Annotated in this window: 16 protein-coding genes and 1 riboswitch; of the genes, 8 read left to right on the forward strand and 8 right to left on the reverse strand. The window is 52.4% G+C overall.

Annotation, left to right across the window (positions count from 1 at the left end; all coding sequences use genetic code 11):
- From CSA35_07065 to CSA35_07080, 4 genes are all read left to right on the forward strand, one after another.
- Positions 1 to 573, forward strand: a complete 573-nt coding sequence (locus CSA35_07065) for a hypothetical protein (GenBank protein ID PIE54292.1) — start codon at positions 1 to 3, stop codon at positions 571 to 573.
- 69 nt (positions 574 to 642) lie between these two features.
- Positions 643 to 1,113: an RNA-binding protein gene (locus CSA35_07070; GenBank protein PIE54314.1), complete on the forward strand. Its 471-nt coding sequence runs from the start codon at positions 643 to 645 to the stop codon at positions 1,111 to 1,113.
- Positions 1,114 to 1,117: 4 nt separating this feature from the next.
- Complete coding sequence (locus CSA35_07075; protein PIE54293.1) at positions 1,118 to 1,666, forward strand: hypothetical protein; 549 nt, start codon at positions 1,118 to 1,120, stop codon at positions 1,664 to 1,666.
- Between the two features lie 37 nt (positions 1,667 to 1,703).
- Positions 1,704 to 2,252 carry a DJ-1 family protein gene (locus tag CSA35_07080; protein ID PIE54315.1) on the forward strand — a complete coding sequence of 183 codons (549 nt, stop codon included), beginning with the start codon at positions 1,704 to 1,706 and terminating at the stop codon, positions 2,250 to 2,252.
- Between the two features lie 99 nt (positions 2,253 to 2,351).
- On the opposite strand, the gene CSA35_07085 is transcribed toward CSA35_07080, so the two are convergent.
- From CSA35_07085 to thiT, 8 genes are all read right to left on the reverse strand, one after another.
- Complete coding sequence (locus tag CSA35_07085) at positions 2,352 to 2,522, reverse strand: ferredoxin (GenBank protein ID PIE54294.1); 171 nt, start codon at positions 2,520 to 2,522, stop codon at positions 2,352 to 2,354.
- A 161-nt stretch (positions 2,523 to 2,683) separates the two neighbouring features.
- Positions 2,684 to 3,817 (reverse strand): threonine synthase, encoded by a 1,134-nt coding sequence (locus CSA35_07090; protein PIE54295.1) that lies wholly within the window; start codon positions 3,815 to 3,817, stop codon positions 2,684 to 2,686.
- A 42-nt stretch (positions 3,818 to 3,859) separates the two neighbouring features.
- Positions 3,860 to 4,276 (reverse strand): hypothetical protein, encoded by a 417-nt coding sequence (locus CSA35_07095; protein PIE54296.1) that lies wholly within the window; start codon positions 4,274 to 4,276, stop codon positions 3,860 to 3,862.
- Positions 4,277 to 4,306: 30 nt separating this feature from the next.
- Positions 4,307 to 4,813: an energy coupling factor transporter S component ThiW gene (gene thiW, locus CSA35_07100; GenBank protein PIE54297.1), complete on the reverse strand. Its 507-nt coding sequence runs from the start codon at positions 4,811 to 4,813 to the stop codon at positions 4,307 to 4,309.
- A gap of 26 nt (positions 4,814 to 4,839) precedes the next feature.
- Positions 4,840 to 5,784: an ABC transporter substrate-binding protein gene (locus CSA35_07105; protein ID PIE54298.1), complete on the reverse strand. Its 945-nt coding sequence runs from the start codon at positions 5,782 to 5,784 to the stop codon at positions 4,840 to 4,842.
- Positions 5,785 to 5,796: 12 nt separating this feature from the next.
- The gene (locus tag CSA35_07110) at positions 5,797 to 6,546 is read right to left on the reverse strand and encodes an ABC transporter permease (protein PIE54299.1); all 750 of its coding nucleotides are present in this window, start codon (positions 6,544 to 6,546) and stop codon (positions 5,797 to 5,799) included.
- Positions 6,543 to 7,280, reverse strand: a complete 738-nt coding sequence (locus CSA35_07115) for a toluene ABC transporter ATP-binding protein (GenBank protein PIE54300.1) — start codon at positions 7,278 to 7,280, stop codon at positions 6,543 to 6,545. The genes CSA35_07110 and CSA35_07115 overlap by 4 nt, the downstream gene beginning before the upstream one ends.
- Complete coding sequence (thiT, locus tag CSA35_07120; GenBank protein PIE54301.1) at positions 7,277 to 7,783, reverse strand: energy-coupled thiamine transporter ThiT; 507 nt, start codon at positions 7,781 to 7,783, stop codon at positions 7,277 to 7,279. Before thiT ends, CSA35_07115 begins: the two co-directional genes overlap by 4 nt.
- A 79-nt stretch (positions 7,784 to 7,862) precedes the next feature.
- Positions 7,863 to 7,969, reverse strand: a riboswitch (TPP riboswitch).
- 410 nt (positions 7,970 to 8,379) lie between these two features.
- Between thiT and CSA35_07125 the strand changes: the two genes are divergently transcribed.
- From CSA35_07125 to CSA35_07140, 4 genes are all read left to right on the forward strand, one after another.
- Positions 8,380 to 9,423 (forward strand): hypothetical protein, encoded by a 1,044-nt coding sequence (locus tag CSA35_07125; GenBank protein PIE54302.1) that lies wholly within the window; start codon positions 8,380 to 8,382, stop codon positions 9,421 to 9,423.
- A gap of 70 nt (positions 9,424 to 9,493) precedes the next feature.
- Complete coding sequence (locus CSA35_07130) at positions 9,494 to 10,027, forward strand: hypothetical protein (GenBank protein ID PIE54303.1); 534 nt, start codon at positions 9,494 to 9,496, stop codon at positions 10,025 to 10,027.
- Positions 10,028 to 11,302, forward strand: a complete 1,275-nt coding sequence (locus CSA35_07135; GenBank protein ID PIE54304.1) for a C4-dicarboxylate ABC transporter permease — start codon at positions 10,028 to 10,030, stop codon at positions 11,300 to 11,302.
- A 514-nt stretch (positions 11,303 to 11,816) separates the two neighbouring features.
- Positions 11,817 to 12,382 (forward strand): hypothetical protein (locus CSA35_07140; protein ID PIE54305.1); only part of this gene is annotated, 566 nt, incomplete at its 3' end.

A 12,382-nucleotide genomic window follows, 5' to 3' on the forward strand; every position in this document is an offset into this window, starting at 1 on the left:
ATGGATCTGTACTCTCTCAGGGAGAAGCTACGGCGACTTTTTTGGGGGCGGATACGGGTACACAGGTTTGTTCCTGGTCATGATCGAGACAAGCTTGTTGTGATCTATACTCTCAGGAAAGCTCAGGTGCGTTCTCTTCGAAGCCCCGTGACGGTCGATGCCTCTCGCTGTCTTCAGTGGAAGCGAATGCTTCCTCAGGGGCGGCGGTTTGATTTGTTCATCTCTCCTCCGCCTACCCAGGGCGGTCGAATGACCTTATCGATCCAGACTCAGGTAACACAGGGTCTCTCTCTTTCATCTCACGTGTCCGTTCGGGATGATCTCAAGAAAATTATGATTTTCCCCCAGAGACGAGTCAATCGGATTCCTTTTTTAAAGGATCGTCGCCCTAAGGACATTATGGCTCTGTATTACCCTATAGTTAAAGAGTGTCTCTCTAGAACTACTCTTGAAAAAGAGAGCGGAGCACTCTTTATCTGGTATAATCCAAGCTGTCGAGAGCGGTCTTCCAGGATATTGTGTCTTGTTCCCGATCCAGGGAAACGACCGCCTTTGATGTGGAAATGGCTGTGACGATTGAACGTTTAGAGCACGTACGTATATTTTAGGACCTGATCGAAAGGAGCCCCTTAGGGAAACGTGATGGAAGAGAAGAAAAACATAAGAGAAGAGACATCTGTAAGCCCCGGAGATGTGGTCACAGGAGTTGTGGCCCAGGTGATGCCCTATGGTGCCTTTGTTCGTCTGGCATCGGGACAGAGAGCGATGGTTCACATATCTCAGCTGTCTCATAACTTCATTAAAAACGTCTCCGATGTGGTCACTGTTGACCAGGAGATCACGGCCAAGGTCATCAAGGTCGATGATAAGGGGCGAATAGACCTATCTGTCAAGGCTATGTCAGAACCGCCTGTGCGCCCCTCTCGATCGTCTTTTCGTAAATCTGGTGGTCCATCATCGGGTGGCTTCTCTCGAGACGGTGTTCCGAGGACCCCCGAGGAGGATTTCGAGAAAAAACTTTCCACCTTTATGAAACGAAGCGATGAAAAAATTGCGTCGCTGAATAGTTCTAAATCTGGCGGTCGGGGTGGTCGGAAAAAGGGCGGGAGGTAATCTGATGTCTCGAAGGTCCCTGGGCCCTAAGGACCTTCGAATCGTTCTCGATCAGATGACGGGGCGGCGGTTCGATCCTTCCTGTGCTGTCGCTGTCGCCTGTCGTTGTCCTTGGGGCGCTCCTCAGGTTTTGCTTTGCCACCCTCTTCGGAAAGGGTGGCCTTTTCCTACCTCATTTTGGCTCTCCTGTCCGTGGCTGATCCGGGCGATTGGAACCATTGAGTCGAACCAGGGAGTCTCTCGGTTGGAAAAACATCTGATAACTCGTTTTCGAGAGTGGCGGCAATATCAGATGGACCATGGGAGTCTTCGACTCATGCTTTTGAATAGGGCAGAACGTCGTTTTCTTCGGCTTCACCGCCGATCGGTGTGGAGTGTTCTTCGAAGCGGCGGTGTGGGAGGCGTTCGGTATCTCAGGTCCAAGGAGCCGACGGTCAAGTGTCTCCATCTTCAAGTCGCATCGTGGCTTGCCCTCGGAGATCATCCCGGTGAGGACTGGTTGACTCAAGAGGTGAGTCCCCTGTCTTGTCCCGATGGTCGATGTGTGTGTTGACCGAATAAACCTTAAGGAGAATGGAGTGACGGATACGATGGTGAAGGTCGCGTTGTTTTTAATTGACGGCTTTGAGGAAACTGAGGCCCTGACCACTGTGGATATCCTTCGTCGGGGGGAGGTAGAGGTCACGACTGTTTCTCTGGTCTCCGGTGCTGACGTGGTGGGGAGACATGGCGTTCTCGTTCGGGCCGATGCCCTGTTCGACGAGATCAAGGATGACCCTTTCGATATGTTGGTGATTCCTGGTGGTACTGTGGCCTATACGGAGCATCAGGGGCTTGTCGATTTGGTTCGGCGAGCAGATCAGCGAGAAATGCCCATGGGAGCTATCTGCGCTGCTCCGGCGGTTTTTGGTGTAGCTGGTATCCTCCAAGGGAGACGGGCCGTATGTTATCCCGGGATGGATTCCTGGCTGAAAGGAGCTGTCCCAGGGATGGAAAACGTCGAGACCGACGGACATATCACAACGGCCAGGGGGCCGGCAGTGACGCCTTTCTTTGCCCTTCGTCTTCTTGAGATCCTTAAGGGAGAGCCCACAGCTAAAAAAGTGTCCGAGGAGTTTTTGATTCCCCTGATCTCGTAACACTCTTTTCAAGTTCTGTGCACCTGTACTTCGAAGAGGCCGCCCCGGGAAAGTCCGAGGCGGCTTCTTGTGTGCGGTATGTTCCTAGGGGGGCAAGGCCTATAGCGAGATGGCGTCTACCGGACAGGCAGAAACGCAGGCACCGCAGTCCACGCACTTTTCGGTGTCCACGGCGGCTTTACCGCCAGTCATGGCAATGGCCTCAACGGGGCAGGTGCTGATGCAGCTCTCGCAACCGGTACAGGTGTTCTTATCGATTTTTGCAGACATGGTATTGTCCTCCTTTTGAGTTTAGAAACGGTTTATATACTACTCCCCTTCTCTCTGGGACAACTCTACCACCTTTTTATCGATATTGCAACTGTTTTATAAGTATAACTTAGTTGTAAACACATATATCTAACTTTTTATAAATTTATCGCCACCTCAGACTATGGTGTATAAAAAGCTTTGTAGAGTTTGAGAATGGTCTCGGTCGCTTTGAGGCCCGAGCCGCTCAGGAGCGTAGCTACCGACTGGTGTTTTTTGATGATCCCTTTCTCCCGAAGTTTCCGAATGGCTGGAACGACCACGGCACTGGTAGGCTCCACGTAGATGCCCATTCGGGCAAGGTCGAAGAGAGCGGCGGTGGTCTCGTCATCGGAGACTGCCAGGGCCGAGCCACCGGTATGCCGAAGAGCCTGGAGAATCTCTTTACCGCGAAGAGGCTGGGCGGAAGCGATGCCTTCGGCGACGGTGACGTTGGGACGAATTTGGGGAACATAAGTCAGTCCCTTGGACATGGCCCGAACGATAGGATCGCATGCCAACGACTGGACGGCGTGGAGAGTTGGAAGCTTATGTACGAGTTGTGCGTCCTGGAGGTCGCAAAAGGCCCGGTATGCTCCCAGGATCAAGCTTCCTTGTCCAGCTGGCAGAACCAGATGGTCGGGAAGGCCCATGTCATCCCATATCTCGTAAGCAAAGGTTTTAACGCCCTCGACGAACCAGGGGCTCCAGTTGTGGCTTCCGTAGAAGTTGGATTCTCCGGCTGTTTGAGCAGCCTTGGCGGCTGCTTCTCGAAGTCCTGGTACTCGGATTAACGTGGCTCCGGCGCTCTCAATCTGAACGCACTTTTCCTCAGATGTGTGGGATGGGACGAAGATCCGGCATGAAATCCCCGCTCGGGCACAGTAGGCAGCCATGGAGGCCCCCGCGTTTCCTGATGAATCCTCTACCAGGGATGTGACCCCGAGTTCTTTGAGGCGGCTCACCAGGAGGGAGATTCCTCGATCCTTGTAGGAACCAGTGGGGCAGAGAAAATCGAGTTTGACCTTGGTCTCTCCGTCGATGTCCAGGGTGATGAGAGGCGTTCGTCCCTCTCCCATGGTGATAGCTTCGCCGGGACGATCAAGGGGCAGTGCTGATGCGTAGTGCCACATGGAGATGGGGGCTCTTTTTCTATGAGCTTGGGGTATGATTGGCGGAGTCTCTCGCCAGTAGGAGAGGTGCCCGCCACAGTCGGGACATCGCCAGAGTTGGCGGTTATCTTCATATGTAGCGGAGCAGAGCTGACAGTTCAGCATAGGATGGGCCTCCTTACGGCGATGTGCGTTTTTTAAGGCGGATCACGGTGTGTTCTTTTTTGCAGGCCTTACCCCCCGTCGGCGATAAAGGTCCCACGCCAGGAGGACGACTCCAATTCCCAGGGCTCCGTCGGCGGCGTTGACGGACAGTCCCCCGGGCCAAGGCACCGGAATGTAGTCCATGACGGCGCCGTAGAGCAAGCGATCCATAAGGTTGGCAACAGCTCCTCCCCAGAGGAACGCAAGCCCCCATGTTTTTTCGGAAGATCTCCAGGGTATGGAGACGGAGAGAACTACCAGCACCACAAAGCCGCTCATGACAGCCCATGATGAGAATCCCCCCCCTATGGAAAAGGCAACCCCTTGGTTCCATTTGGCGGGGAGATCCAGGTGACGGACCAGGGCAGAGCAGCTATAGGACCCCAGGGCGACGAATGCCGCCAGGCTCGATGTTTTCATAGTGTGTTCCTCCTAAGGTCGTCCTCGCGGCTACTCTATCGTGAAGCCCGATTTTCGAAGGCCCAGGATAACGGCATATCCTATGATACACCCGGGGACGGAGCTTGTCAGGAAAGCTCCCTGGAGGGCCCAGAAACCGATACAGTGTCCTGTTGTCGGAGCGATAAGTAACGCCGCAATGGAGGCGCCTATGGGGCCGGTTCCCAGGGGCTCAGCAAGGGCACACCAATCTTTTTTGAAGACTTGATAGGCCAGCCCGACAGCCAGAGCCCCCGGAATACTGCCCGGGAAAGCGAAGAGGGTCCCTGTGCCCATGGAGACCCGAAGGACACTGGTGATGGTGGCTGTTCCCATGGCCCACCAGGGACCAAGGAGAACTGCCGCAATAACGTTGATGGCATGCTGGAAGGGAAAGCATTTTGTCGGACCGAAGGGAAACGAGACCCCGGAGAGCAACAGGGCTGTAGCTGTCAGAAGTCCGGCAACGCTGAGGCGTCGAAGGGCGATGTGACTCGTGGCATGGTCTTGGGGCATGATCTCTCCTCCTTGATGTTGTCAGTCTCTCAGCGACTCAGCAGGTCCTGAGCCGTCACGGCGGTGTGGCTGTCGATGAGATCGGTTGCCTTGGCGAAGTCGATGAAGGTCTGCCATCGTTTGGGGTCGCTGGTCTGGGTTTTCACGAAATAGGGCAGAGTGGCCTGAAAGGCATCGGTCTCCACGACCCTGTCGGCTTCTGGAAGGGCCTTGAAATAGATCTCCAACGCTGCTTGAGGATCCTCTCGGACCCAGTTTATACCCCTCTGTACCGCATCGGCGAAGGCCTGAATGGCAGTAGATTTTGCCGTCGCCGTTGTTGCGGAGGTCACGAAGATGAGTTCATCGTAGTCAGGAATACCGTGCTTTTCAAGCTCGAAATACCCGGTCTTGAGCCCCTTGTGTTGCATGTCAACAACCTCGTATGTTTTGAAGGGGCCCATGACGGCATCCACCTTGCCCGAGGCCAGAGCTGGGACGATGGTGAATCCGACGTTGACTGGCTCGTATTTCTGAATGCCGTTTTCCCTGGCGAATGCGGCCAGGAGCGTGTCCATCAGACCGGGAACCGTGTATCCTATGGTCTTGCCCTCCAGATCTTTCGGTACGGCAATGCCAGAACCGTCCATGTAGAGCAAGGTACACAGGGGGTGTCCTACCAATCGACCGATGACCTTGGGTGAGAGCCCCTCGGCGGCGGCGATGACCGTTTGGGGTTCGTATCCCACAGCCAGGTCCACGGTGCCTGCGATGGCGAGCTTCAGGGCGTCGGAGGTCTCGGAGGGGCTCAGGATCTTCACTTCCAGGCCGGCCTCCCGGAAAAAACCGTTGTCCCGGGCGACATATATGGGCAGGTGATCCACGTTGGGGAACCAGTCCAGCATGAGACTCAGTTTTTCCGTTGCCGAGGCTTGATGGCTCAGGGCAAAAATAAAACTTGCGAGAGCGATGCAGGCTGTTTTTTTCACGACGATTCTCTCCTTTACTTACCTTTCTTGACGGGGGATCATCCACCACCCGTACTTTTGAGCCAAGCATCCCACGATCCACCACAAACTCAGTCCCATGACCGTGAGATAGAGAATGGCGGCAAAGACCAGCTCTGTTTTCAGCCTGGCATTGGACTGGATCATGAGAAACCCCAACCCCTTTTGGGCTCCAACCCACTCGCCGATGACGGCTCCGATGGTTGCCACCGATACGGCGACCCGGAGTCCAGCGAAGAAATACGGTAATGTCCAGGGCCAATACAATCGCTTCATGGTCTCCCAGAAGGAGTACCCCATGAGCCTGAAAAGCTGGACGTGTTTTGGGTCGCAGCTTTTAAATCCCTCCAGGAGCGTGACGGTGATGGGGAAAAACACGATCACCGCTGCCATGACGACTTTACTCACCACTCCATACCCGAACCAGAGCACCAGAACGGGAGCCAAGGCGAAAACCGGGATGGCCTGGGATGCGATGAGAAGAGGCGCTAAAGCCCGTTCGAGCCAGAGGGCTCTGAACATGGTCATGGAGAGGGGCATTGCCACGACCAAAGCCAGGGCCAGGGCCATGAGGATCTCCACCATGGTGACGCCACTGTGGCGGAGGAGCAGAGGAGCCTGATGGATTGCCACTATGATCACCGAACTTGGACGGGGCAGGATGAAGTTTGGGATCTGGGTCAAACGACATGTTGCCTCCCAGAGAAGCAGGAAAGAGCCCCCCAATGCCGGAGTGACGGCAGATCTCATCGTAATATCCCCTCTCGTTGAAGCCTATCCATGATGTGACGGCGCAGGGAGACGATGGTCGGTGAGTCCCGATGCCTCGGCTTGGGGTTGGTGAGACTCAGGTTTTCCAAGACCGTCATGGGAGATCGGGAGAGGACGAGAAGCCGATCAGCGGTGATCAGGGCTTCCTCCACGTCGTGGGTAATCATGACGATGCTCTTGGCGAAGTCTCTCTGGATGACCGTGAGGAGTTCCTGAAGCCCCTGTCTTGTCAGAGCATCTAAAGCTGAGAGGGGTTCGTCCAGCAGCAAGAGTTTTCGTTCGAACAGAAGTGTTCGGGCCAGAGCGCATCTCTGCCTCATACCGCCGGAAACCTGATCCGGACGGTATGTCTCAACTCCCTGAAGCCCTAGTTGGCTCAGAAGGGACAGTGCCCGTTCTCGATCATTTCGGCTGGGGCGGCGGATGGGGAGCATTGCGTTTTCAAGCAGGCTGAGCCACGGGAGAAGCAGGTGCTCCTGAGACATCCACGCTGCATTTTGTGATAAATCGTCGACGGACTTATCTTGCCAGAGGATGGTGCCTTCATCCCGGGGAAGTGCACCGATGAGGAGATCAAAGAGAGTACTCTTACCGCATCCCGAGGGACCGATCAGAGCTACGAACTGGCCTGCCTCGACGTCCAGGGAGAATCCCTTTACGATGGGTATCTCACCGAAATACTTCGTCACTCTCTGGAGGGAGACAAGGCTCATCGATCGCCGGTCCGGGGCAACCTTTTCCAGATGAGGAAGATCACGATCAGCGATAGAATCATATTGACGACCATGTAGCTACCGTTGTAGCCCAGGGAATAGAGCAGGGGATGCTGCCCTTCGGGGGCGTAGCTTGCGAAGAAGATCACCCCAGAGGCTACGTGGCAGGTCAGTCGGGCCGCAGTCCCGACGACGATCCCTCTCCATTGGGGAGATGAGAGGGCACCGGCCAGGCCCAGGGCACCAAAAGCCAGAGGATAGTCCAGAAACGCCTGAGCCGGGTGTACGACGTAGCCATTCAGAATCATCTGGAGCACTCCAGCCAGAGCACCAACGCCTACGCCAGCCTTGATTCCGTGACGGAGAGCGAAGATGAGCAGAGGAACGTTCTCCAGGGTGACCGATCCGCCCTGGGGCATCCGAAAGATTCTGATGTATGAGAGAACGATGGCCAAAGCAGCACAGAGGGCCCCTTCGACGAGGATACGGGTGTTGAATTTCATGATGAAGGCCTCCTTGATATGGAATGGATATGAGTTGATCCGGAGGCAGGAAGGGCACAGAAATAGAGCAATGTGGAGGAATACGTATAAGTAACTTCCCTGCGCCGGCATGATCCGGATCAGGTTCCAGGGGTCGAGGCTTTACGCCTCCTCTCAGCCGGAGCACCGACTCCCCCAGTTCCATTTGACGTTGTACACCGTCTCTCACGTTCTGTCAACCGTCGATGAGTATCAAAGTCTATCCCGTGTGTAGGTGTTAGGTGTTCAAGGGAACCTCTGCACCTCTAAAAACCTATATCCGAGTCTCCAAGCCTCAGGTCGTTCCGCCAAAGCCCTATCTCGCCCAAACGTATTTTTGACCTATGCTCCGTATCGTCGCCTTGAAGGGTATCTCCTGTGTCCTCTCGGCTTGGGAGGACGTCCGTCTCGCCCGAGTCGATACTTCACGACGGCAGGTCAAAAACACGAACCTCGAATAGACTCCGTCGAAACGGGTCGAAACGGCCTGAGGCGAGTTTCTGAGTTTTTAGAGGTTCCCTAGAAGAGGAAGAGAGAATGTTCTTGTTTTTTGTTTTGACACACTATAAGATACCTATATGGCCTGTGTTTGGAGTTTGTCAGTTTTTAGAGGTTCCAAAAGAAGGAGGTCTTTTTGTATGAGTTGTTCGAGGAAAAACGTTCTGTCGTTCGCCCTGTTTGCTTTGTTTGTCATGATGGCTATCTGTGCCCAGGCTGCTCCCAGGGTGATTAAGATAGGTCACACAGGAACTAAGGAACACCATTACCAGATGTACCTTGAAACCTGGACTAAGAACGTCTCGGAAGCGACCGATGGTCGATACACGTTCGAGATATATCCTTCCGACCTTTATGGAAAGCCCAACCAGCTTATTGAGGGTTGTCAGCTCGGTACTTCCAACATGGTTCTTGCGACAGGTTCTCTCCTGACCTCCTACAGCCCGAAGATCGGTGTCCTCAACTTGCCGTTTCTCTTCAAGGACTCCAAGGAAGCTCATGATGTACTGAACGGCCCTATTGGAGCTGAGTTCGAGGAGAGCTTGGCAAAACGTAACCTGATTGTTCTCGGCTGGTGGGAGAATGGTATGCGTCATCTTTTCCCCGCCACGCCCGTCAACAAAATGGAGGAGTTACAAGGTATGAAGTTGCGGGTGGTGAACTCCGCCGAGATGATCGACACGATCAACGCTTTCGGAGCCAGCGCTGTGCCCATGGGCTTTAACGAGGTGTACTCCGCCTGGCAGCTCAAAACGATTGATGGCTGCGAGGGAACCATCACCCACATGCTGACCCAGAAGTATTATGAACTGACGAAAACCGCTGCTCTCCTGTGGTATATGCATGTTCCGAACCCCTTGATTATCTCTAAACAGCTTTGGTGCTCAATCCCGAAGGCCGATCAGGCTATCTTTATCAAAGAGGCCCGCAAGATGAGCGATTTCTCGTTTGACTACCAACGTAAGATGGACGAGAAGGAGATCAAAAAATGTGAAGAACTGGGTGTCGTCTTCACTCGTCCCGATCGTGAGCCTTTCGTCAAGGCTGTCGAGCCGGTCTACGAGAAATACCGTCCAAAATACGGCGAGATGATCGACAAAATCCACGCTGTCACGGGGAAATAAGCGAGTCCTTTACTGACGCCCGACACCGCCTTGGGCAGAGACCCAAGGCGGTGTCGGGCGTTTTTTCGGTATGTTGCCCAAATTTAAAATGGAGGTTCGACATATGCTTCACCTGCTGAAACGCATGAACGACGGGATTGCCCGGGTGTTGCAAGGGTTGTTGGTTTTGCTGATGGGGTCCATGTCGGCGATTATCTTCATCCAGGTTATCTACCGTTATCTCCTGAGGTCTCCTCTGTCCTGGTCCGAGGAGCTCTCGCGCTATCTTTTTTCGAGTATTATCTTCTTCGGGGCTGTTTTGCTTTATAGAGAGTCGAAACATATCAATATGTCCATTGTGGTGGATTCAATTAAAAATACGTTTGTACGTCAGAGTATTATCATCATCGCACATCTGTTCTCCGTATTTTTCCTGGTCGTTATGCTCTGGTATTCATTCCCCATGGCGCTCCAGATCCTGGAATTTGAGGTGGCCTCGCCGTCCATGGAGTGGCTGAAGATGGGGCATGTTTTTCTTATCGTCCCCGTAGCAAGCCTCATATCGTTTTCCATGATGCTGGAGGTCGTTGGCGATTCACTTATAAAGCTGAAGGGGGCAAAATAGATGGGAATCCTGATGCTGCTGTTTTTTGTCGCGTTCCTCGTCATTGGGGTCCCCATCGCCGTTGCGCTGGGGCTCACCTGTATCTTTTCCGTGCTCGTCACGGGGGCGTTTGACCTCCAGGTCTTAATTCAGAAGACTTTCAACGCTGCAAATTCGTTCTCGTTAATGGCTATCCCCTTTTTTATCCTGGCCGGTAATATCATGGCCTCTGGTGGTGTCTCTCGTCGTCTTGTCAACCTCGCTGGAGCGATCTTCGGTCGACTTAACGGTGGCCTGGCGCTTGTCGCCACTCTTGCGTCCACATTTTTTGGCGCTGTTTCGGGCTCGGCGCCTGCGACGACAGCTGCTATCGGTGGCGTTATGATCGAGCCCATGGTGGAGAAGAACTACGATAAAAATTTTGCAGGTGCGGTGGTTGCTGCATCAGGAACCATAGGTCTCATCATCCCGCCGAGCCTCACCATGGTGCTGTACGGTGTCAGCACGGGAGTCTCGATAGGCGATCTCTTTCTGGCAGGGATCATCCCCGGTATTATCTTTTCCATGGCTCTGATGGTCATTGAATACGTCATCTCCGTAAAACGAGGGTATAAGGGTGAAGAACGAGCTTCTCTGGCGACGGTGGGCAAGAAATTTCGGGAGGCTGTGTTTGCGATCTTCATGCCGGTTATCATTCTGGGTGGTATCTATGCGGGTATTTTTACTCCCACTGAATCGGCAGCAGTCGCGGTGGTCTATGGCCTTATTGTGGGTGTATTCATCCATAAGGAGCTGACTCTGCGATCTATCCCGTCCCTTATTCTCAAGTCTGCTAAGTCAACAGCTCTTGTGATGTATTTGATGGTTACCGCTGAGATCATCAGTTACGTTTTGGTGAGTGAGCAGATTCCTCAGAATATCGCTGCGGGAATCTTGGGTGTCTCCAATAACGCTATCGTTGTGCAGCTTTTCATGGTACTGATTCTGATGGTTGCGGGGACATTTCTGAACAACTCTGCCGCCATGGTTCTTTTGGCGCCGATCTTTTATCCCATCATAGTCAGTTTAGGAATCGATCCTCTGTTCTTTGGCATTATCATGGTCATCTCCCTGGCCATAGGACATAATACCCCTCCCGTGGGGCTCTGCCTTTTCATCGCCTGCGATATAGGTCACCTGAAATTTGAGGAGTTGATTCGCGAGATTGCGCCGTTGGTTGCGACCATGGTCGTGACCTTGCTTTTTCTGAATTTCTTTCCAAAGATTATTCTCTTTTTGCCGAACGCTTTGCGGTGACGTAAATAAAGCTAAAAAATACGGCGTATCCTTTGGCCTTGAGACAGGGATACGCCGTAACTATGGTGACATATAAAATGCCTCGGTCTGGAGATGTTGTTCAACCTCTTGCTTGTGCCAACGTAAACCCCTTCCCAAATGTTCCATACGCTTTATAATTTTATTTTTTTAAATAGTTATGTGTAGTGATGTAATTCATTTCAGGGTATAGTCTTGTTTCTATGATATACTACCTGACATGGTTTGATAAGTATAAACATGACCGAGTTGTTGAGAGAAGAAGTGGGGGAATATGCTTTAGATAAAATTTTTGTCGTTGAATTGAGTTCTTGGTGTAAAGGGTAGAATATATGGAGCCCTTGGTGATAAAACTATGAAAAATAAGGTGGCTATTTGTTTTTGCCTTGCCTCCTTTTTTATGATTTTTTAAATAAAAAGAAAAAAAGATCCCCTGTTGTTCTGAATAAATATTTTAGTTTGAAGTAAGGTAAGGTAAAGTAAAGAGGTGTTGTATATGACTATGCGGGGAAAGTTCGTCTCAATGGTTCTTGCTGTGCTAATAGTTGTTCTGGTGATGGTCGGGGTGACCTATTTCAGGTCGAAAAATCTTCTAAGTGCTCAAATTAAACAGTTCGCTCACGAAGAAATTCAAAAAGCAACTCAGATCCTTCAGAGCTATGTGACAGTTGCAGAGAATATCGTTGAAAACGGTAATAGCCTGATCCAGTTAGCCTGGGTCAGTGAGGCGACTAGAAACGTAGAAACGATACGAAAAGCCATGGAGGTTATGACCAATCAGAATAAAAAACACGGAGTTCTGACCGCCTACTTTGGTTTTGAATCAGATGGTTCTGCTGCTGCTGGGGCCGGGATTCAACCCGATAAAGACTATGATGCTCGAACGAAACCGTGGTATAAGAAAGCTAAGAAGGCCGCTGGCCGTGTCGTTATTCAGGATGCCTATATCGATCCCTGGACGGGTAAACTCGTCTATACCCTGGCTCGATCTGTGACAGATTCGGAGGGGAACTTTATAGGAGTCGTCGCTGCTGATGTTGATCTCGAATCTATCGGTAATTT

This window comes from Dethiosulfovibrio peptidovorans (assembly GCA_002748665.1).
Classification (GTDB): Bacteria; Synergistota; Synergistia; order Synergistales; family Dethiosulfovibrionaceae; genus Dethiosulfovibrio; species Dethiosulfovibrio peptidovorans_A.

Bases quoted from the DNA above. Each gene is read 5' to 3' on its own strand.
- CSA35_07095 (PIE54296.1), bottom strand. From the start codon at position 4,276: ATGAAAACATCGAGCCTGGCGGCATTCGTCGCCCTGGGGTCCTATAGC.
- CSA35_07075 (PIE54293.1), top strand. From the start codon at position 1,118: ATGTCTCGAAGGTCCCTGGGCCCTAAGGACCTTCGAATCGTTCTCGAT.
- CSA35_07135 (PIE54304.1), top strand. From the start codon at position 10,028: ATGGGAATCCTGATGCTGCTGTTTTTTGTCGCGTTCCTCGTCATTGGG.
- CSA35_07130 (PIE54303.1), top strand. From the start codon at position 9,494: ATGTTGCCCAAATTTAAAATGGAGGTTCGACATATGCTTCACCTGCTG.
- CSA35_07090 (PIE54295.1), bottom strand. From the start codon at position 3,817: ATGCTGAACTGTCAGCTCTGCTCCGCTACATATGAAGATAACCGCCAA.
- CSA35_07070 (PIE54314.1), top strand. From the start codon at position 643: ATGGAAGAGAAGAAAAACATAAGAGAAGAGACATCTGTAAGCCCCGGA.
- CSA35_07065 (PIE54292.1), top strand. From the start codon at position 1: ATGGATCTGTACTCTCTCAGGGAGAAGCTACGGCGACTTTTTTGGGGG.
- CSA35_07085 (PIE54294.1), bottom strand. From the start codon at position 2,522: ATGTCTGCAAAAATCGATAAGAACACCTGTACCGGTTGCGAGAGCTGC.
- CSA35_07080 (PIE54315.1), top strand. From the start codon at position 1,704: ATGGTGAAGGTCGCGTTGTTTTTAATTGACGGCTTTGAGGAAACTGAG.
- thiT (PIE54301.1), bottom strand. From the start codon at position 7,783: ATGAAATTCAACACCCGTATCCTCGTCGAAGGGGCCCTCTGTGCTGCT.
- CSA35_07125 (PIE54302.1), top strand. From the start codon at position 8,380: ATGGCCTGTGTTTGGAGTTTGTCAGTTTTTAGAGGTTCCAAAAGAAGG.
- CSA35_07110 (PIE54299.1), bottom strand. From the start codon at position 6,546: ATGAGATCTGCCGTCACTCCGGCATTGGGGGGCTCTTTCCTGCTTCTC.
- CSA35_07115 (PIE54300.1), bottom strand. From the start codon at position 7,280: ATGAGCCTTGTCTCCCTCCAGAGAGTGACGAAGTATTTCGGTGAGATA.